Annotated in this window: 17 protein-coding genes and 1 tRNA gene; 9 read left to right on the top strand and 9 right to left on the bottom strand. The window is 43.0% G+C overall.

Features of this window, described 5'->3' with window-relative positions; all coding sequences use genetic code 11:
* The first annotated feature begins 10 nt into the window (after positions 1-10).
* Positions 11-2,278, top strand: coding sequence for an EAL domain-containing protein (locus ACED29_RS16375; protein WP_371698100.1), 2,268 nt, complete (start codon positions 11-13; stop codon positions 2,276-2,278).
* A gap of 171 nt (positions 2,279-2,449) precedes the next feature.
* Here ACED29_RS16375 and ald read toward each other — a convergent pair whose 3' ends face one another.
* Positions 2,450-3,565, bottom strand: a complete 1,116-nt coding sequence (ald, locus tag ACED29_RS16370) for an alanine dehydrogenase (protein WP_124015950.1) — start codon at positions 3,563-3,565, stop codon at positions 2,450-2,452.
* Between the two features lie 178 nt (positions 3,566-3,743).
* Here ald and lrp point away from each other — a divergent pair, with 178 nt between their 5' ends.
* The 6 genes from lrp to serS all read left to right on the top strand — a co-directional run bounded on the left by lrp (position 3,744) and on the right by serS (position 10,829).
* Positions 3,744-4,241 (top strand): leucine-responsive transcriptional regulator Lrp, encoded by a 498-nt coding sequence (gene lrp / locus ACED29_RS16365; protein WP_124015951.1) that lies wholly within the window; start codon positions 3,744-3,746, stop codon positions 4,239-4,241.
* A 272-nt stretch (positions 4,242-4,513) separates the two neighbouring features.
* Positions 4,514-7,162, top strand: a complete 2,649-nt coding sequence (locus ACED29_RS16360) for a DNA translocase FtsK (RefSeq protein ID WP_273057208.1) — start codon at positions 4,514-4,516, stop codon at positions 7,160-7,162.
* Between the two features lie 11 nt (positions 7,163-7,173).
* Positions 7,174-7,818, top strand: coding sequence for an outer membrane lipoprotein chaperone LolA (gene lolA / locus ACED29_RS16355; protein ID WP_124015953.1), 645 nt, complete (start codon positions 7,174-7,176; stop codon positions 7,816-7,818).
* Between the two features lie 7 nt (positions 7,819-7,825).
* The gene (locus tag ACED29_RS16350; protein ID WP_124015954.1) at positions 7,826-9,157 is read left to right on the top strand and encodes a replication-associated recombination protein A; all 1,332 of its coding nucleotides are present in this window, start codon (positions 7,826-7,828) and stop codon (positions 9,155-9,157) included.
* A complete protein-coding gene (gene crcB / locus ACED29_RS16345; protein ID WP_124015955.1) occupies positions 9,150-9,524 on the top strand; it encodes a fluoride efflux transporter CrcB in 375 nt (124 codons plus the stop codon). Before ACED29_RS16350 ends, crcB begins: the two co-directional genes overlap by 8 nt.
* An 18-nt stretch (positions 9,525-9,542) precedes the next feature.
* A complete protein-coding gene (serS, locus tag ACED29_RS16340; RefSeq protein WP_371698099.1) occupies positions 9,543-10,829 on the top strand; it encodes a serine--tRNA ligase in 1,287 nt (428 codons plus the stop codon).
* Positions 10,830-11,170: 341 nt separating this feature from the next.
* On the opposite strand, the gene ACED29_RS16335 is transcribed toward serS, so the two are convergent.
* From ACED29_RS16335 to punR, 6 genes are all read right to left on the bottom strand, one after another.
* Complete coding sequence (locus ACED29_RS16335; RefSeq protein ID WP_371698098.1) at positions 11,171-11,509, bottom strand: TusE/DsrC/DsvC family sulfur relay protein; 339 nt, start codon at positions 11,507-11,509, stop codon at positions 11,171-11,173.
* Positions 11,503-11,811 carry a sulfurtransferase complex subunit TusB gene (gene tusB / locus ACED29_RS16330; protein ID WP_124015958.1) on the bottom strand — a complete coding sequence of 103 codons (309 nt, stop codon included), beginning with the start codon at positions 11,809-11,811 and terminating at the stop codon, positions 11,503-11,505. The genes ACED29_RS16335 and tusB overlap by 7 nt, the downstream gene beginning before the upstream one ends.
* Positions 11,808-12,164 (bottom strand): sulfurtransferase complex subunit TusC, encoded by a 357-nt coding sequence (gene tusC, locus ACED29_RS16325; RefSeq protein WP_371698097.1) that lies wholly within the window; start codon positions 12,162-12,164, stop codon positions 11,808-11,810. Before tusC ends, tusB begins: the two co-directional genes overlap by 4 nt.
* A gap of 19 nt (positions 12,165-12,183) precedes the next feature.
* A complete protein-coding gene (gene tusD, locus ACED29_RS16320; RefSeq protein ID WP_182756607.1) occupies positions 12,184-12,573 on the bottom strand; it encodes a sulfurtransferase complex subunit TusD in 390 nt (129 codons plus the stop codon).
* Positions 12,574-12,638: 65 nt separating this feature from the next.
* On the bottom strand, positions 12,639-13,298 hold the full coding sequence (locus ACED29_RS16315) for a Bax inhibitor-1/YccA family protein (protein ID WP_124015961.1): 660 nt from the start codon (positions 13,296-13,298) through the stop codon (positions 12,639-12,641).
* A 204-nt stretch (positions 13,299-13,502) separates the two neighbouring features.
* A complete protein-coding gene (gene punR / locus ACED29_RS16310; protein ID WP_124015962.1) occupies positions 13,503-14,405 on the bottom strand; it encodes a DNA-binding transcriptional activator PunR in 903 nt (300 codons plus the stop codon).
* A 328-nt stretch (positions 14,406-14,733) separates the two neighbouring features.
* Between punR and ACED29_RS16305 the strand changes: the two genes are divergently transcribed.
* Positions 14,734-14,823, top strand: a tRNA-Ser gene (locus ACED29_RS16305).
* Between the two features lie 612 nt (positions 14,824-15,435).
* On the opposite strand, the gene ACED29_RS16300 is transcribed toward ACED29_RS16305, so the two are convergent.
* Complete coding sequence (locus tag ACED29_RS16300; RefSeq protein ID WP_371698096.1) at positions 15,436-15,594, bottom strand: hypothetical protein; 159 nt, start codon at positions 15,592-15,594, stop codon at positions 15,436-15,438.
* 339 nt (positions 15,595-15,933) lie between these two features.
* On the opposite strand from ACED29_RS16300, the gene ACED29_RS16295 reads away from it, so the two are divergent.
* A complete protein-coding gene (locus ACED29_RS16295; protein ID WP_371698095.1) occupies positions 15,934-18,492 on the top strand; it encodes an ABC transporter in 2,559 nt (852 codons plus the stop codon).
* 502 nt (positions 18,493-18,994) lie between these two features.
* On the opposite strand, the gene ACED29_RS16290 is transcribed toward ACED29_RS16295, so the two are convergent.
* A complete protein-coding gene (locus ACED29_RS16290; protein ID WP_371698094.1) occupies positions 18,995-20,071 on the bottom strand; it encodes a PotD/PotF family extracellular solute-binding protein in 1,077 nt (358 codons plus the stop codon).
* Positions 20,072-20,307 lie beyond the last annotated feature (236 nt).

Below are 20,307 nucleotides of genomic sequence, written 5' to 3'. Positions count from 1 at the left end.
TTGGAGTGTTATGGATATAGGTCCGCATATCAATAAATTCATAGAAGATACGCCTCAAGCCGATTTTCGTGAATCGAGTATTGAGCGTTACAGTGCAATACTTGATATGGTACTAAAGGGCCTTCCATTAGGCGAAATGCTCCACGCCTTAATATTGTTGATTGAAGCTCAAAAGATAGGCACTCGAGCATCTGTGTTGTTATTGAGTGATGACGGTAAACGTCTACTATTCGGGGCGGCGCCAAATCTGCCTGAAGAATATAATAATGCCATTAACGGTGTTGAGATCGGCGCTGATGTCGGTTCTTGTGGAGCCGCGGCATATACCTGTGAAAGAGTGATTGTTGAAGATATTGAACATCATCCCAATTGGACAAAGTATAAAGAATTACCGCTTAAAGCGGGATTAAAATCGTGTTGGTCAGAACCGATAAAAGACAGCAATCAAAAAGTACTCGGCACGTTTGCCATGTATTATGACACGGTTAAATCGCCTTCAGAGCTAGATTTATATTTAATTCAAGAAGCGGCACGTTTGGCCAGTTTAGCCATTGAACGAAGTCGTGGCATGCATATTCAACGTTTAAGCAGCACAATATTTAACAGTTTGCCTATCTCGCTAGTGATCACCAGTGAAGATAATGTCGTTTTGTCTGCTAACCCTGTTTTTAAGTCGTTAACATCTACCTATTATGCCAATCTTAATTTATTCGATGTTCATCGCTTTTTAAGCCACTCCAAAGCAGAGGAGGTTGCAGATTTATTTGAACATTTAAAACGCGGGCATGCTTGGAAAGGGGAGTTAAAAGGACTTAAAACTGATAATGATATCATTGACATAGCGCTCAATGTGACGGTTATTAGAGATACTTTTACTCAACAAAATTGTTTTGCATGGCTAATTACTGATATTTCTGCACGTAAAAATGCTGAGAAAATAATAAGTTTCCAAACTAATTATGATCAATTAACCGGATTGTCAAACCGCAAGTACTTGTTTGAAACTCTGCAAGCAATGAAGTGCAAAAATAGTATTGATGGTAAAAGGCAAGAATTCAGTTTGATGCTGATGGACATTGATCACTTCAAACAAATTAATGATACGTTTGGCCATGATAACGGTGATCTGGTTCTCAAATTAGTCGCGCAACGTTTGTTAAATACAATTCCCGAGAATGTCCTTATTGCCCGTATTGCCGCTGACGAATTTGCCTTGGTCATACCGGGGAAAATGTGTACTGAGTCATTGATAAGTATGTTTAACAACATCACTGATGAGTTAAAAAAGCATTTTATTATTGCCGACCAAGATATGATGTTATCAATGAGTACCGGTCTTGCTCGTTATCCTTATGATGCCGATAATGTTGAACAAATATTAAATTGTGCCACTCAAGCTATGTACAGTGCCAAAGCGCATGGCCGTAATTGTATGCAATTTTTTAATCAACAAATTCAAAAAGATGCCGAAAGAAATGCGGAACTGCATCTCTACCTCAAAACCGCATTAATCCAAAATGAATTTCAGTTGTATTATCAACCAATTGTTAATCCTTTTACCGCTCAAATTACCAAAGCTGAAGTCTTGTTACGCTGGATACATGATGACCAGTTTATTTCCCCAGATGAGTTCATTCCTATTGCAGAGGAGTCTGGGCTAATTGTCCAAATCGGTGAGTGGGTAAGAATGCAAGCGTTAACAAGTATTGTCGCGATGCAAAAAAGTGATTTTACTATCCCGTTATCCATTAACGTGTCCACTATTGAGTTTTGGAATACTGATTTACAACATCGTTTTGCCGCTTACTTTGATGTGTTACAGCAACAATTTGGGCTTGACGTTTTTCCTTACTCTCTGCTTACTCTTGAAATAACAGAATCATTAATGATGACGCAACAAGACAGCATAAATCAGTTACTGACAGATCTAAGGCATCGCGGTATGCAGATTTCGGTAGACGATTTTGGTACCGGATACTCTTCTTTATCGTATTTAGTTAACTTCCCTGTTGATCAAATCAAAATTGATAAATCATTCATTCAACGAATTTCATCAGGTTCACGTCACAAATCCTTAATTGAAGCCATTGTTAGCATGAGTCGTGCATTAGACTTATCGATTGTTGCTGAAGGAGTGGAGACCGAAGCAGAGCTTGATTTTATTAAGCAGCAAAACATAGACGCTGTACAAGGTTACTATTTTCATAAACCGATGCCACAAGAGGCGTTTTTCGATTTGTTAGCTAAACAAGCCGAATCAATAGCAAGATTAAAATAGAACGGCAGAACGTCAATTACCCAGAATGATGAGTAGAATGGTGCCAGCAAGTTAATATATTCATATCCTGGTTGATAAGTTCATTTTCTTAATCAGAATAGTGAAGTAAAAAAATGCCGCATCAATTAATGCGGCATTTTTATTTAGTAAGGCAATGTTAGGTCAAATAAATTAAGCCAACATGCTCTTAGGTTCAGTAAATTCAAGGCTTAATGCTTCAGCCACTTCTTTACAGACTAATTTTCCGTGGATAACATTTAAGCCATTAAGTAAATGCTTGTCATTTAATAATGCTTGTTTGTAACCTTGGTTCGCCAACTTGATAATGTAAGGAAGCGTTGCATTGTTTAATGCAAACGTCGAAGTGCGGGCAACTGCACCTGGCATATTTGCCACACAGTAATGCACAACGTCGTCGACAATATACGTTGGGTCTTGGTGCGTCGTTGCGTGTGATGTTTCAACACAGCCACCTTGGTCAATTGCCACGTCAACAATCGCGCTACCAGGCTTCATACGCTTAACCATATCTCTGGTAATCAATTTTGGTGCCGCTGCACCAGGAACCAATACACCACCAATCACAAGATCGGCTTCTAATACATGGCGTTCAATGGCATCCGCTGTTGAGTAAATCGCTTTTACAGCAGAACCAAACTGAATATTCAAGCGACGTAATGCATCGATACTACGATCTAATACAACAACGTCAGCACCCATACCTACAGCCATTTGTGCAGCATTAGTACCTACCATACCGCCGCCAATTATGACAACTTTAGCAGGTTCAACACCCGGTACACCACCAAGCAACATACCACGTCCGCCTAATGATTTCTCAAGAGCACGAGCACCAGCTTGGATTGACATGCGCCCAGCCACTTCTGACATAGGTGCAAGTAATGGTAATCCACCACGGTCATCTGTTACGGTTTCATAAGCAATACACACAGCACCGCTGGCGATTAGCTCATTTGTTTGTGTTAAATCTGGTGCAAGATGTAAATAAGTAAATAAAATCTGGTCGTGACGTAGCATTGCACGTTCAACGGTTAGCGGCTCTTTTACTTTTACAATCATCTCTGCTTTAGCAAAAACTTCAGCTGCAGTGGCTAAAATCGAGGCACCAGCGTCTATATAATCTTGATCGGTAAACCCAATCCCCACACCCGCTTCTGATTGTACAAAAACATCGTGACCTTTTAAGGTCAATTCACGTACGCTTGAAGGGACCATGCCTACACGGTATTCGTGGTTTTTGATTTCTGTTGGAACACCAATAATCATTTTTGAGCCTCGATTGACATAAAACCCACTTCAAATGGGTATAATTGTTATTAATTGTGACCTGAACGTGCTTATTTCAAGCCACTCTAGTATAGTGCTGCTTTAGCAGATTATGCTGCTGAAATTGCACTTTTTATAGACAAAAATATTGTTTTAAGTACAAAGCAAGGTTAAATATATGGCAAATAGTAAAAGCTTTTCAGTAAAAGATTTAGACCGTATAGATCGCAATATTTTAAATGAGCTTCAATTGGATGGTCGCATTTCGAATGTTGAACTATCAAAACGAGTAGGCTTGAGTCCAACCCCATGCTTAGAAAGAGTGAAAAGGCTAGAAAAACAAGGCTTTATAAGTGGCTATACTGCACTGGTTAATCCACATTTTCTTGGTGCTTCTTTATTAGTATTTGTTGAAATCACTCTTAATCGTGATACTCCTGATATTTTTGACCGCTTTAATCGTGCAGTACAATTACTCGATGATATCCAAGAATGCCATTTGGTCTCTGGTGATTTTGACTACCTATTAAAGACTCGAGTATCAGATATGTCTGCTTATAGACGTTTATTAGGTGAAACATTGCTGAAACTGCCCTCAATTTCAGATACTCGTACTTATGTGGTAATGGAAGAGGTCAAACAGACTAATAAGGTCGCGTTATACAACTTAGGCTAATCCTACAGTTTAATCTCCCATCAAGTCTTTAGCCGTTGATTGATGAATATAGATGACCATTGTCCACTTATATTCATCATCTAATCAAATAGAACTAATCTTTGTATATAAAATCATCATCTTGAGAGTAATCGTTAAGGCTTTTTTGTTTCTGGATTAATTCGGTATAACAATCGATTGAGCTTGACTAATTCAAGGTGCATAATCACTGCAAATACAGTGATATTCTGTTATCTTAACCCTTATTTTTCACTTTTTATGGATTCTTTCGTTTGACTCAGGAAAATAGTCTAAAAACACTCAGTGGCCTTCAACGATTGCTTGAAGGTGGCCTTATTTTATGTTGCATGATCGCGACATACATTCTATTGGCATTATCCAGTTTTAATCCAAGTGATCCAGGCTGGAGTCAGTCGCATTTCCAAGGTGAAATTCACAACTGGACTGGTGCTGTTGGCGCTTGGACTGCAGATGTGCTGTTTTACTTCTTTGGTTTCATCGCCTTTTTAATTCCTATCATGATAGCCACCACGGGTTGGTTTATTTTCAATCGTGCACATCGTTTGTTTGAAATAGATTATTTTTCAGTCGGATTAAGAATTATTGGTTTTATTTTGATGTTGTTAGGCTTAGCTGCATTGGTCAGCATGAATGCCGACAATATGTACGTCTTTTCAGCCGGTGGGGTAGCCGGTGATGTGATTGGTCAGGCGATGTTGCCGTACTTTAATAAGCTAGGAACCACATTATTGCTAATGTGTTTTTTTGGCGCAGGCTTCACTTTAGCGACTGGGATTAGTTGGTTAACCATTATTGAATTAACCGGCTTAGGTTCTATCTGGTGTGCCAAGAAAATATGGCATTTACCTAAATTATTTAAACGAGAAACAGAAACCGAAGATACTAAAGGCTTCCTTTCATTAGTGGATAAATTTACCCAACGTCGTAACGAAATGGATGATCAACATGAGCCAACAAGAACTCAATCTAACAAGCCGGTTAAAACGCCAATCCATATTAAACAAGCAGTCGAGAAACCGCCGGTTGTAGAAAAGAAACGTAGCTTCTTTAGTCGCAAGCCTAAACCCGCTGAAGATATTGCGGTTTCAGACATTGATGACCAACAGTTTGATAGTGACGATCGTCAAGAACCGTCAATACAATTTGATCATGAAGACACGCCATTTGCGCCTTGGGTCGCGACAAAAGACGACGTTGACTTCAATCTTGACGACGACAATGATGACCTCGATATTACTCAGAGTATGAATCACTCTGATAGTGATGAACCATTTGAGGAAGCTTTTGCCAAACCTCATTCAAAGGGGGCATTAGTTGCACAACAAAAACCGAAAAAAGAAGCCAGAATTGTTGACGGTGTAGTGGTAATCGATGGTCAAACCACGCAACAAGCTCGCCAGAAAATGGATCCTTTACCAAGCATTACCTTGCTTGATGTGCCTGATCGCAAGAAAAACCCTATTAGTGAAGCCGAACTTCAGCAAGTCGCTCGATTAGTTGAAGCAAAGCTGGCGGATTTTAATATTATCGCCAACGTTGTTGGCGTTTATCCTGGACCGGTGATTACTCGCTTTGAGCTTGAATTAGCCCCTGGGGTTAAAGCCTCTAAAATTACCAATCTCTCGAAAGACTTAGCCCGCTCATTATTATCTGAAAACGTGCGTGTTGTTGAAGTGATTCCTGGTAAAGCTTATGTCGGTTTAGAGTTGCCAAACAAATTCCGTGAAACCGTATTTATGCGTGATGTGCTCGATTCTGCCGCTTTTAAAGACAGCAAATCAACATTATCTATGGTGCTGGGGCAAGACATCGCCGGTGAACCTGTGGTGGTTGATTTAGGTAAAATGCCTCATCTATTGGTTGCCGGTACGACCGGTTCTGGTAAGTCTGTGGGGGTGAATGCGATGATCACCAGCTTACTGTATAAATCAGGCCCGGATGATGTTCGCTTTATTATGATTGACCCTAAAATGCTCGAATTATCTGTGTATGAGGGGATCCCACATTTACTCTGTGAAGTGGTTACCGACATGAAAGAAGCTGCTAATGCATTGCGTTGGTGTGTCGGTGAAATGGAGCGACGTTATAAATTAATGTCGGCATTAGGAGTACGTAACCTTAAAGGTTACAACATCAAAATTAAAGATGCTGCTGCAAAAGGGGAGTACATTCCCGATCCATTATGGAAGTCATCTGAAAGTATGTTAGATGATGCGCCGCCGCTTGAAAAACTACCATCTATCGTGGTGGTGGTTGATGAATTTGCTGACATGATTATGATTGTTGGTAAAAAAGTTGAAGAGTTAATTGCCCGTATAGCCCAAAAAGCTCGTGCTGCAGGGATCCACTTAATATTGGCTACTCAGCGGCCATCGGTTGATGTGATCACTGGTTTGATTAAAGCTAACATTCCAACCCGTATTGCGTTTCAAGTGTCATCACGTATTGATTCTCGTACCATTCTTGATCAGCAAGGTGCAGAAACCTTATTAGGTATGGGGGATATGCTGTATCTTCCACCTGGTACTGGTTTACCTAATCGTGTTCATGGAGCGTTTATTGATGATCACGAAGTTCATAAAGTGGTTGCCGATTGGTGTGCTCGTGGCAAACCGCAATACATTGACGACATTCTTAACGGCGCCACCGATGGTGAACAAGTATTGTTACCCGGTGAAACCTCAGACAGTGAAGAAGAATTAGATGCGTTATATGATGATGCCGTTGCGTTTGTTACCGAAACGCGCCGCGGCTCTATTTCTAGCGTACAACGTAAATTTAAAATTGGTTATAACCGTGCCGCCCGTATTATTGAAATGATGGAAAGCCAAGGTATTGTGACAGCTCAAGGTCATAATGGTAATCGTGAAGTATTGGCTCCACCGCCACCGAGATCATAATAGGAATGATAATGAATAAACGTTTTGCTGTATTGAGCCTATTATTAACCACCAGCGTAACTTGCTTTGCCGCGATGGCCGATGACGCCACTGAGCTACGAGCAAAACTGTCTAACATTGATAGTTTGCATGCGACATTTTCCCAGCAAGTTACCGACATTAATAATAAACCAATCCAAACTGGCAGTGGCGTATTTGCCCTAGCATATCCCAATCAATTTTACTGGCATTTAACTCAGCCAGATGAATCTTTGATCGTGGCCGATGGCGCTAATTTATGGATTTATAACCCCTTTGCTGAAGAAGTAACCGTAATGGATGTTGCTCAAGCGGTTGATGCATCGCCGATGGCTTTGTTAGTGCATCGAGATGAAGCCACATGGGCTAAATATTCAGTCACCAAACGGGTTATTAATGCGACATCTAGCTGTTTTGATATTCAGCCTAAGAAACTCAACAGTAACGTTATTGCTGTTAGTGTGTGTTTTGACGCCAAGCAGTTAGTCAAATTTAACTTAACCGACGAGCAAGGTAATTTAAGCCAATTTTCGCTCACTGAGCAGCGCAGCGTAAAAGCAGACGAGACCAATATCTTTAATTTTGCTGTACCAGATAACGTCGATATAGACGATCAACGCTTAAAGCAAGCTCACTAAGCAGTTTATGGCTAACTTAGGTTTCGATTTCGCCCCAGACTTTCGCCCCTTGGCTGCGCGTATGCGCCCAAGGGATATTAGTGAATACATAGGTCAGGCACACTTATTGGGTGAGGGCCAGCCACTGCGTAAGGCGCTAGAGGCAAATCGAGCCCACTCAATGTTACTGTGGGGCCCGCCAGGTACCGGGAAAACCACCTTAGCTGAGCTTATTGCCCATTATGCTAACGCCCATGTTGAGCGTATTTCTGCGGTGACTTCTGGGGTGAAAGAGATCCGTGCGGCGATTGAACAAGCCAAAGCCGTGGCCCAAAGTCGCGGTCAACGTACCTTATTATTTGTCGATGAAGTACACCGTTTTAATAAAAGCCAGCAAGACGCATTTTTACCCTTTATTGAAGATGGCACTGTTATCTTCATTGGTGCTACCACTGAAAACCCCTCATTCGAACTTAATAACGCCTTGTTATCCCGGGCGCGTGTTTACCTTATTAATCGCTTAAGCTCCGATGAAATCAGCTTAATTGTGACTCAAGCGTTAACTGATGTTGAACGTGGTTTAGGCAAACGCCAATTAACATTACCCAGCGCAGTAGCTAAGCAATTAGCCGACATTAGCGAGGGCGATGCACGTAAAGCACTTAATTTAATCGAGTTAATGAGCGATTTAGTTGCAGATGAAAGTGCGTTTACCACCGAGATGCTCACTCAAGTTGCGGGCCATCAAGCAGCGGGTTACGATAAAAATGGCGATCAATTTTACGATTTAATTTCTGCTGTGCACAAGTCTGTGCGCGGCTCGGCGCCCGATGCGGCGTTATATTGGTATTGCCGTATTTTAGAAGGTGGTGGCGATGCCTTATATGTTGCTCGTCGTTTATTGGCCATTGCCTCAGAAGACATTGGTAACGCCGATCCTATTGCCATGACAGTTGCACTTAACGCATGGGATTGTTATCACCGTATTGGACCCGCTGAAGGCGAACGCGCAATTGCTCAAGCCGTGTTGTATTTAGCCAGCGCGCCCAAAAGTAACGCCGTTTATAGTGCGTTTAATCAAGCCCGTGAGCTTGCTAAGCAAACTGGACACGAGCCTGTGCCTAATCATCTGCGTAATGCGCCGACAAAATTGATGAAAGAAATCGGTTTTGGTAAAGAATATCGCTATGCTCATAATGAACCCGCGGCCTATGCTGCCGGCGAAAACTACTTCCCTGAATCATTGCAACACAGCCAGTTTTATCAGCCAACGAACAGAGGTTTTGAAAAACGTATTCAAGATAAATTAGGGCAATTGCGTCAGCTTGATCAACAAAGCGAGGACAAACGCTATGACTAATGTGATCTTGGTGGCATTAGGTGGTTCAATTGGTGCAGTTTTACGCTATCTTCTATCAATTTTTATGATCCAGCTATTTGGAAGCAGTTTTCCTTTTGGTACACTGTTAGTCAATCTACTGGGATCGTTTTTAATGGGCGTAGTTTATGCGCTAGGGCAGTTAAGTCATGTTAGCCCTGAAATTAAAGCGCTAGTTGGCATTGGCCTATTGGGCGCATTAACTACATTTTCAACTTTCTCGAATGAAACCTTACTGCTGTTGCAAGAAGGCTTATGGCATAAAGCTATTTTAAATGTGTTGTTGAATGTCACCTTATGTCTATTTATGGTGTATGTAGGTCAACAACTTATATTTTCTCGCGTTTAACTAAAAAGAACTCACAACATGCTAGATCCAAAATTTTTGCGTAATGATCTTGACGTCACCGCCGAGCGTTTAGCCACTCGTGGCTTTATTTTAGAGGTTGATAATTTGACCAAACTTGAAGAAAAGCGTAAATCGCTTCAAGTAGAAACAGAAGACTTACAAGCGTCGCGTAATGCGATCTCCAAGTCGATTGGTCAAGCTAAAGCTCGTGGCGAAGATACCAGTTCCATTATGGCGCAGGTAGGGGATTTAGGTGTGCAGCTTGATGCAAAGAAAGCTGAACTTGCTGAGTTATTGCAACAAATCAATAGCATCGCCATGAGCATACCAAACTTGCCTGATGAATCTGTGCCAATTGGTGCCGATGAAAATGACAATGTAGAGGTGCGTCGTTGGGGCACACCAAAAGTATTCGATTTTGAAGTGAAAGATCACTTAGATTTAGGTGAAGCACTCGGTGGATTAGATTTTAAAAGTGCCGTTAAAATTACTGGTTCACGTTTTATTATCATGCGCGGCCAAATCGCCCGTTTAAATCGTGCTTTAGGTCAGTTCATGCTAGACCTTCACACCACTGAACATGGCTATAGCGAAACCTATGTACCGCTATTGGTTAACGAAGACAGCTTATTAGGTACTGGTCAGCTTCCTAAGTTTGGTGAAGATTTATTTCACACCAAACCAGCAACAGAAGAAGGCCAAGGCTTGTCACTTATCCCGACCGCAGAAGTGCCATTAACTAACTATGTGCGCGACATGATTGTTGATGAGAGTGAGCTACCCATAAAAATGACCGCATTAACGTCATGCTTCAGAAGTGAAGCGGGCTCTTATGGTCGTGACACCCGTGGTTTGATCCGTCAGCATCAATTCGACAAAGTCGAATTAGTGCAAATTGCTCATCCAGACAATTCAATGCATGCGTTAGATGAAATTACCGCACATGCTGAAAAAGTATTGCAGTTATTAAACTTGCCGCACCGCACTATGGTGTTATGTACTGGTGATATGGGCTTTGGTTCAAGTAAAACATTTGATATTGAAGTGTGGTTACCAGCACAAAATACTTACCGTGAAATTTCATCGTGTTCAAACATGAAAGACTTCCAAGCGCGCAGAATGCAAGCTCGATACCGTAGCAAGGTCGATAACAAACCTGCGTTATTGCACACTTTAAATGGTTCTGGTTTAGCAGTTGGACGGACATTAGTTGCCGTGCTTGAAAATTATCAGAATCAAGATGGCACTATCACAGTACCTGAGGTGTTACGTTCATACATGGGCGGCTTAAGCGTTATTGGCTAGGTTTTCTAATCACTCTGTGCTTATTACTATGAGCACTGAGTGAGGTAACAACGCATTATATTTGGGCTTACTTCGAGTATTTAAATTGGTGCCACTTTGTTTAAGTTGAGCATTATTGATAAGGATTGGTACAACCAGCAATGGGTTCAAGTCGGCGTGATAATCGTAGGCTTATCTATTTATCAGTTATCTTCTTTTTTATTTTGTTGGTAATTGTTGAACTAGCTCAAGCAGCATTGATAGTGGTAGAAAACATTTTCCCTAAATAACCTTTATGAGGTTAATTATTTAAAAGCCCGCTTAAGTTATCTTAAGCGGGCTTTTTTGTAGGCTTTAATCAACTATAAACATTTAGCAGGTTTGGGCAGCCCAGCAATTTTGGTTGCTTGCTTAGCCGGGCCCCCAGGAAATAAGGTATACAAATATTTAGAGTTACCTTTATCGGCTCCTAATCGTTGACCGATAGCTTTAACCAGCACACGAATAGCAGGACTGGTTTTGTACTCTAGATAAAAATCACGCACAAAACGGATAACTTCCCAGTGTTGCTCGGTTAACTCAATGTTCTCAGTGGCGGCAATCACAGTTGCCATAGGTTCTTGCCAGTCATTGATATTTTTTAAATAGCCTTGATGATCGGTTTCAATTTGCAGGCTATTAAATTCAAAAAAGTTTACCAAGTTATCACCTTATCGTGTCGCAAAGATTGTTCAACAAATTGTGAATAGTCAATAATATCAAAATCACCCGCAGCTTTATTAGCTAAAATAATCATTAAGCGATCTGATAACCCCCTAGCGACAACATCATCTTGTAGTACAAACAGTGCAATATTTGCTAAACGCTGTTGCCATTGAGGTTGTAATAAACAATTCACCGCATCGCTAGACAATAAAATACTGTCTTTAGGGTGAATATAGCGCAGGCATGTACTTAAGGCATCGTCACTCATTACTGATGCTTGGATATGATGTAATATCAAAATACTAGCACCTCATCAGCCGCTTGCAGTGTTTGCCTAATCATCTCTGGCGTCGCTACCGTTGCCGCAATACTGAGGTCATTGGGCTGCAATCCTAATGTGTACATTGATTCAGCGCAAACCAATACGGTATCAATATCGTAAAGAGATAGCGCTTTAAACGCCGACACATAATCTTTCGATCCTGCTTGATCAGGTGTTTGGCCTGCCAGTAAATGCAATACAGCTTCATTGGTAAACACAATACTCACCTGTTGTTCGAAGCTGGCACTGAGCATAGCAAAATCAAGCCCTTCACGAGTACTCGTGGTGCCTAAAGGTGCATGTCTAAAAATAATCACCAGTGATTTCATTATCTATTCCACAAATATCTTAAAAGCTAATTAATCTGTCAGATTGTTCAATACCGACCACTAATTCACCTAAGCCGCCCATGGTAAATGCGCCACTGCTATTCCACTGTGGCTTACCATTTTCTGATGCATCTTGTGGTGAGAGTATGCCACGACGCAATGCTGCTGAAACACAATTGGTTAATGGTATTGCGTGTTGCGCTGACAAATTTTGCCAATGTGAGTGCATATCTATTTCATCAGATGCCGGACAAGTAAGGGCATTACTATTGGTTACGCCATCTTGATAGAAAAAGACATTGATGATTTGATGACCGTTAGCTAATGCGCTTTGGCAAAAAGATAACGCACGAAAGCTGGCTGTTGAGCCATAAACACTTCCGTTTACTTGAATGATGAATTTGCTCATTATAAAAAAAATGACCCTAATGTAGGGTCATTTTAACGTAATTTACCAATGAACTCTATCGACGATTAATCGTCGTTGCCCATACCTAACAAATGTAGCAGGCTCATGAACAAGTTCAAAAAGTCTAAGTACAATGAAATGGTCGCGCGAACATAGTTGGTTTCGCCGCCATTCACGATACGACTAGTGTCGTAGAGGATGAAACCGGTCATAAGCAATGCAATACCCGCATTCATTGCCATAAATAATACTGAACTACCGACGAAAATATTAATCACTACAGCACCGATCATCACTAACATACCGGCAAATAGGAAACCGCCCATAAATGAGAAGTCTTTTTTGGTGGTTAGTGCATAAGCCGACAGTGATACGAAAATCACTGAGGTTAAGCCTAACGCCTGCATGATAAGCCCTGGGCCGTTCGCCATACCAACATAATGATTTAAAATATAACCGAGTGACGCACCTTGCATACCCGTAAAGGCAAATACCCAAAATATGGCTGCAGCACTATCGGCTTTTTTTAGGGTCACAAATAACAATACTAAGCTACCAAGCGATAAACCTAATGACATCATTGGGCCAAGGTTAATCGCCATGGCTAAACCAGCAGTAACAGCAGAAAATGCCAATGTCATCGCCAGAAGCATGTAGGTGTTTTTTAGCATTTTATTGACATCAGTCGTCGATAGACTGGGTGATATAACTGATTGTTGATTCATTATCGTCTCCAGGTGTTAACTCAATGATTTGCTCAACGAGAAAAGAATCTTTCTCACTCTGAAGCTAAATCTTTTTCTATAGCGTAAGCAATGTACATTAAACAAAAATTAATTCATAACAAACATCATCTTAATAGGCGCTAATTTATCATAAACTATTCGATAAGTAATGTTATTAACAAAAACATATTTTGCATAATCTGTTTAGCTAAGCCATTCTTTTTTCAGTTTTTCAGTGTCACCTAAGTGATCTAATACCCACTGTAGAGCAGGGCTCATATTGGCAGTATTCCAAGCTAAACAGCAGGCGGTGTCTTGTTTGGGAGTAGCGAGCTGTTTTTCTATTAGCGCACCAGCTTTGATAAAGATATCGGCTAAATGATATGGCATATACCCCACACCTAAACCTTCTCTAAAGCAATTTATCGCTCTGATCCAATCGGGTACCACAATTCGACGTTGATTATTCAATAACCAATTCGGTCGATGAGCAATATTATGCGCTGTGTCTTGCAGGCAGATTGACGGATATTGTAATAACTCTTCATCGGTTAACGCGTGCTCAGCTTTAGCTAAAGGATGATTCTTCCCGACTAAAAAAGACCACTGGATCATCCCCATATCGCGAGATTTAAAGGTGCCACCAACAGGAATGCTCGAGGTAGCGCCAATCGCGATGTCACTTTTTCCTGTAGACAATGCTTCCCAGACGCCGTTATATACTTCTAAGCGAATAATCAATTCAATGTCGGTAAAATGCCGATAAAAATCAGCTATTAAGCCACTTATTTTGTCGGCGCGAACCATATTGTCAATCGCAATCGACAATGAAGGGCGCCAGCCATTAGCCACTTTTTGTGTATCACGCTTAATATTATTAAGTTTGGTCATGATCTCACGAGACTGGGCGACAAAATGTTCACCAGCAGGGGTTAAACTCACGCTGCGATGATGACGTTCAAACAATATTACCCCTAAGTCATCTTCAATCTGCTTAATGGCATAACTCACCGCAGAGGGCACTTTATTTAATTTATTTGCGGCGGCGGTAAAACTGCCTACGCGGGCCACAATATCTATCATTTCGAATGCTTGTTCTGAAAGCATCTCGCTATCCTTGGCATTAGCAACATTACTTGCAGTAAAGGTAAACATTAACCTAAATCAAATCAAGCAAAGTCGCCGTTATCGACCGTTTAATCACATTTGCATTAAGCTAATGGCTATTTGTTGTGGCTTAAACAGCAGTTATTACAAATAGCGGGTTATGGGTGTTTATTGAGTGAATACCATCAAGCAAGCTTAGCTTTGTAAACTATGTTTAATAGCAGATGTGTAAAGGGGATTTGAACTTGAGTATAAAATAGCCACTTAACAAATTATTTGCAATTTACTCTTTACACCATAGAGGCATTATCATATTATTCGCCCGCTCGGAGGGATGGCAGAGTGGTCGAATGCACCGGTCTTGAAAACCGGCAACGGTTTATCCCGTTCTAGGGTTCAAATCCCTATCCCTCCGCCACATTTAATGAAAAGGCCTTATCGAAAGATAAGGCCTTTTTGTTTGGGCAAAAGATAGAGATTTAAACCCAGGGTTCTTCTTTATTACAAGCAAGCTACCCCTCCGCCACATTAAAGACGAAAGGTTCATCAGAAATGATGAGCCTTTTTTGGTTAGGCAAAAGATAGAGATTTAAACCCAAGTGTTCCTCTTTATTACAAGCAAGCTATCCCTCCGCCACATTCAACGGGGAAGCCTCATCAGCAATGATGGGGCTTTTTGTATTTATAACATTTAAATCCAAGATTCATAGTTTTAAGATTGCTATATCTTTGCCATATTGAATAAATAGATAGGACTTTAATCCCACTAATTCTTGTTTGTTATAAACATGGTCATCCATCAATGTTGTTATCTTGAAAATAGCTGGCATAGTCAATTATTTCTAGATGTAGTAACTAAAGTTGATGCTGATAACGCGAAATAATGGCAGATAAGCATAGCGCCATTTATTTTTAATAGATTGAATATTGCTGCTGAAAACTGCTTAAAAATCACAATAGAGTTTGGCGCGTTATTCAAAGAAGAAGTAGGGGACTTTGCCCTATTAAAAGACATTACCAGCATTTAGACCTAAAACGACGACAAGGCGCTGTAAAATTGCCAGCGCGGGTTGTGTGCGTAAACAATTACTTCTGAATTCCACAAACTATTTTCTACTTGATCGATATCAAGCTTTTCTGTTGTCTTGGTTTTAGCTAATGCGTCATTTTGTAGCCATTGAGTGCACATACTTTAAATCACTCGGTTGAATCTGTGCGTTTAGAAAATGAGCGCAGGTGTTGGCAACTCAAAAACGAAAGGCGTTATGTGTTATCTTTAAAATAGCTAGAATATTTTGATGGAGATAGTGATCTTATGCTCTCGGTTAAGAGCATGTCATGAGTTTTGTTCACCCTGACTGAGTAAGCTAGGCCATATTTGGCTTGATTATTGTTATTGTTGAGCCATGAAATAAATGGCAATTTAGGCTGAGAATTCCACATTAATGCCAGTAGAGGCAATCATATTCTGCACGTCCCATCATATCCTGCATATCTAGACAAGAATTAACCTAAGGGGTCTTTAAGCATGAATAAAGCAAAGAATAGCGGCAGCCATCATTTGCCAGTTGACACTTTCAGTAGCCACACCCCGACAGCAACATCCGTTTCGCACCCCATACCCACCGGGTTTGTGCGCGTGCGCGGCGCCCGAGAGAATAACCTGCAGAACGTCGACGTGGATCTACCCAGGGACTCGATAGTCGCCTTTACTGGGGTGTCCGGCTCCGGCAAATCTTCGCTCGCCTTTGGCACCATTTTCGCTGAGGCCCAGCGACGTTTCTTCGAGTCCGTCGCGCCTTACGCCCGTCGCCTGATCCAGCAAGGCCATTCGCCTCAGGTGGATGAAATTACTGGATTACCGCCAGCCGTCGCACTGCAACAGCGCCGAGGAACACCCAACTCACGCTCAAGTGTAGGCACAGTTACCACCCTCTCGAATTCCCTGAGGATGCTTTATTCTCGAACAGGAGTTTATCCTGATGGGGCTTTGCGCCTCGAGTCAGACTCCTTCTCACCCAACACCGCCATGGGCGCATGCCCTAAATGTCAGGGACTTGGAACCGCGCACACAGTCACCGAGGCATCGCTGGTGCTCGACCCTTCACTGAGTATTCGCGAAGGTGCCGTCACGGCTTGGCCTGGGGCGTGGCAGGGTAAGAACCTGCGTGACATTCTTACAGCGCTCGGTTATGACGTGGATAAACCTTGGGAACAGCTGTCCCGCGCCGATCGCGATTGGATCTTGTTCACCGAGGAACAACCCGTGGTCGACATCATGCCGGAGCGGGAAAGGCCCCGACCTTACAAGGGAAAATTCTGGAGCGCGCAGAGTTACGTGATGCACACGCTTGCCGATTCAAAAAGCACCTCGGTGCGTAACCGTGTATTGAAATATGTTGAATCAGGGCCATGCCTAATGTGCGCGGGCAGTGGACTGCGCAGCGAAGCTCTCGCGGTTACCTTTAACGGCCGCACCATAGCCGAGCTTAACAGCTTGTCGCTCACCGAGCTCCGCCGTGTGCTTGACCGTCCGGCGGCCAGCAATACCCCAGGTGAAACTATCACCAAGGATCTCACTCGCCGCCTCGATGTGCTGCTCGATCTCGGCCTCGGATACCTTAGTCTAGGCCGCGCAACACCCACGCTCTCTCCTGGTGAAATGCAGCGGCTGCGCATTGCCACCCAGCTGCGCTCTGGGCTCTTCGGCGTAATCTACGTACTCGACGAACCTTCCGCTGGGCTGCACCCAGCAGATGCCGAGCCGCTCCTTGCCGTACTCGAGGAGCTCAAATCTAGCGGTAACTCAGTTTTTATCGTGGAACACAATATGGACGTGGTGCGCCGCGCTGACTGGGTCATCGACGTCGGCCCACATGCGGGAGAGCAGGGCGGAGTTGTCCTCTACAGCGGACCGACGGCGGGACTCAAAGATGTACCCGCCTCGATCACGCGAAAATTTCTCTTTGCTAGCGAGCGTCCCGTTCCGGCGGCACGCGAGCTACGACATCCGCTCTGCTGGCTTGGCCTGACAGGGATCACCCGCCATAACCTACGCGGCCTTGATGCCAAGTTTCCGCTCGGCATACTGACCGCGGTTACAGGTGTATCGGGCTCTGGCAAGTCCACCCTAGTGAGTCAGGTGCTCGCCGAGACCGTAGGCTTGTACCTTCATCCAGATCTAGACCCCAGTACCGGGATCGCATCCACAGCCTCGATGAATGGCGAGAAGGATGATCAACCCGAGCCTAAACCCGTCGAAATCACCACGGTTGAGACGATCACCGGGGCGGATCTGATCAATCGACTGGTGCGCGTTGACCAGAAACCGATCGGTCGCACACCGCGATCCAACCTCGCCACCTATACAGGCCTGTTCGATGCCGTGCGTACCACATTCGCCGCGACCCCCGAGGCTCGAAGCCGAAACTTCGGCGCGAGCCGGTTTTCGTTCAACGTGGCGGGCGGCCGCTGCGAGACCTGCCTTGGCGAGGGATTTGTGGCGGTCGGTCTGCTTTTTTTACCAGGTAGTTATATGCCCTGTTCCGACTGCGACGGCACGCGATATAATTCTGAGACCCTCGAGGTGACGTACTGTAACAAGAATATAGCCGAGGTGCTTGGGCTTACCGTGGATGCGGCAATGGTGTTTCTCGCCGATGTGCCCTCGGCATTGCGCAGTCTTAAGACCCTTAGTGAGGTGGGGCTTGGCTACCTGCGACTCGGTCAACCCGCCACCGAGCTTTCCGGAGGCGAGGCGCAGCGCATCAAGCTTGCGACCGAGCTGCAGCGGGCACGCCGCGGCCATACGCTGTACATTCTCGACGAGCCCACAACCGGGCTGCATCCTGCCGACGTGCTATTGCTGCTCGCTCAGCTCAACCGGCTCGTCGATGCTGGCAATACCGTGATTGTGGTGGAACACAATATGGACGTAGTTGCCGCCGCCGACTGGGTTATCGACATTGGCCCTGAAGGCGGTGACAAGGGCGGCTGCATAGTGGTCGCCGGCACGCCCCATGCTGTGGCCGCTCATCCGGCGAGCCGAACGGCGCCTTACTTGGCCCAGTGCGTCTCTACCAACTGAGTTTACTGTTTGCCGTGGCAAATTCAGTAAACCTGACGCGCTGGGGCCCAACCTCAGCGTCAGTTGATAAGCCGCAATAGTTCCTACGCGGGTTCGACAGTGCAGCACAACGAGTAGCAAAGTAGGCAGAATAAATCTATCGGTAATAACACACTAAACCATCACTTTAGTATTTAAACTGATTACATTTTAACCGCGACAGCAAATAGAGAGGCATTGCGAAATAGCACTGCCTCACAAGCGACCCTAATTTTACTGATCCAAAAGCGTATTGTTATCATGGAAGTTAAATCTGATATGTGTTTTTAAGCGGTTGTAATGGTTAACTCATATTTTGATGGTTAAAAAATTGACTTTTTAATTCAGGAATAAAGCCAGTTTCTGTTAGCAATTGCAGGGTTAATTTTAGCTTATGAAACTGACCAATTGAAACAGAATGATTAATTTAATATTTAACGCGAGAGTCTTGGGTGTAAACTCTTTTGGGAGCATTGCGGAGGCTTTATTTATCCATGGCCTTATTCCACATTTGCTTATAGGTATTACGGGTTCTTGAGCTTAGAGGGCGCCATAAATATTGCTCAGAGAAAAATGTCTCATCTCCGACTCTGGCATCTTTAACTAATTGTGGGTCGAGTAACTTAGCCGTAGCGCCATTCACTATAATGGAACCATACATTTCTAATATGCGTTTTTGCACTGGTTCGCTGATCATAAAGTCGATTAGTAAATAGGCCGCATCTAGCTTTTCACCTTTAACATGCCTTCCTATAGCTAAAGTATCTAGCCACACAGTTTGGCCTTCCTTAGGGTTTGCTAGTTTCCAGTTTTGTCCGCTTTTATTGGCAGCTGCTACCCCAAACCAATATGTGGTGGCCAATTCTAGATCTTTCATGCGCTCTACATCAGCCATACCGTTCCAAAATGAGTCTGCATTTTGGACTAGGCTCGTCAGTTTAGCTTGCACTTTAGGCTTATCAAACTCTATAGCATCTATGTCGTAGAAAGATTCTGGTGGGTAACCTAAAACCAGTAGCGTGGTATAGATGTTGGCTTCAAATTGATCGCCTGTGATAGCAAATTTAGCTTTATTTTCCGGTTGCCACAGTTCTTCCCAGGATTTTGGCTCATCTCGCTTTGCAGCATTATAAGCCAGGCCATAGGAGCCTCCAAGTAAAGGAACTGAATATTTTTTGCCTTTAAATTCATCGTATTGACTGTTTCTTAATGAATTTAGTACTTTGGGGTAATGACTCAGGCGACTAAAATCTATGGGTTGTAATACCAGAAGTAACCTGTTTTTATTCATCTTGTAGTAATTGTGTGTTGGGGTAGTCACATCAGCGGCTCTGGCTCGCAGTTTGTTGAAGATAAGTTCAGGATCTGTGATATAGGGATCCATAATATTTAGCTCAACTTCCATCCCCTTAGATTTAGCATAGACCTTAAAATCTTCTTTAAATGGGCTGATATAGCCTTCCCATTCTAGTATGTTCAATGTCACGGCTAGGGTATTTGTCGACATCAATATACCAGTTAAAAACAGGTTGTTTACTCTTAAGTATTTACCTATTTTCACTATGTGTATCCTTATTTAGTCACGAGCTTTGATTTATCGAATCAGTAAAGCGGTGAGTTCATCTAACCATGCATCTCATGTGTTATAAGGATTGTTCATAACAAGGAGTTTAGCCAGTTTGGCATAGCGTTTTTATTTAATACTTTGCGCTAATAATCTCATAAACCAACCACGGCAAACTAAAATAAACCCGCTTCAGTTGGTTGCACGCCGATACAAGTAACAGGTTTTTATCC

Origin of the sequence: Shewanella sp. 5S214 (genome assembly GCF_041439795.1) — a bacterium.
Lineage (GTDB): Bacteria > Pseudomonadota > Gammaproteobacteria > Enterobacterales > Shewanellaceae > Shewanella > Shewanella vesiculosa.
Note: the sequence above shows the minus strand (reverse complement) of the source record. Positions and strands in the feature narration are given on the sequence as shown.

Bases quoted from the DNA above. Each gene is read 5' to 3' on its own strand.
- lolA (WP_124015953.1), top strand. From the start codon at position 7,174: ATGAATAAACGTTTTGCTGTATTGAGCCTATTATTAACCACCAGCGTA.
- ACED29_RS16350 (WP_124015954.1), top strand. From the start codon at position 7,826: ATGGCTAACTTAGGTTTCGATTTCGCCCCAGACTTTCGCCCCTTGGCT.
- ACED29_RS16315 (WP_124015961.1), bottom strand. From the start codon at position 13,298: ATGAATCAACAATCAGTTATATCACCCAGTCTATCGACGACTGATGTC.
- punR (WP_124015962.1), bottom strand. From the start codon at position 14,405: ATGCTTTCAGAACAAGCATTCGAAATGATAGATATTGTGGCCCGCGTA.
- ald (WP_124015950.1), bottom strand. From the start codon at position 3,565: ATGATTATTGGTGTTCCAACAGAAATCAAAAACCACGAATACCGTGTA.
- lrp (WP_124015951.1), top strand. From the start codon at position 3,744: ATGGCAAATAGTAAAAGCTTTTCAGTAAAAGATTTAGACCGTATAGAT.
- ACED29_RS16300 (WP_371698096.1), bottom strand. From the start codon at position 15,594: ATGTGCACTCAATGGCTACAAAATGACGCATTAGCTAAAACCAAGACA.
- tusC (WP_371698097.1), bottom strand. From the start codon at position 12,164: ATGAAATCACTGGTGATTATTTTTAGACATGCACCTTTAGGCACCACG.
- crcB (WP_124015955.1), top strand. From the start codon at position 9,150: ATGACTAATGTGATCTTGGTGGCATTAGGTGGTTCAATTGGTGCAGTT.
- ACED29_RS16295 (WP_371698095.1), top strand. From the start codon at position 15,934: ATGAATAAAGCAAAGAATAGCGGCAGCCATCATTTGCCAGTTGACACT.
- serS (WP_371698099.1), top strand. From the start codon at position 9,543: ATGCTAGATCCAAAATTTTTGCGTAATGATCTTGACGTCACCGCCGAG.
- ACED29_RS16375 (WP_371698100.1), top strand. From the start codon at position 11: ATGGATATAGGTCCGCATATCAATAAATTCATAGAAGATACGCCTCAA.
- tusD (WP_182756607.1), bottom strand. From the start codon at position 12,573: ATGAGCAAATTCATCATTCAAGTAAACGGAAGTGTTTATGGCTCAACA.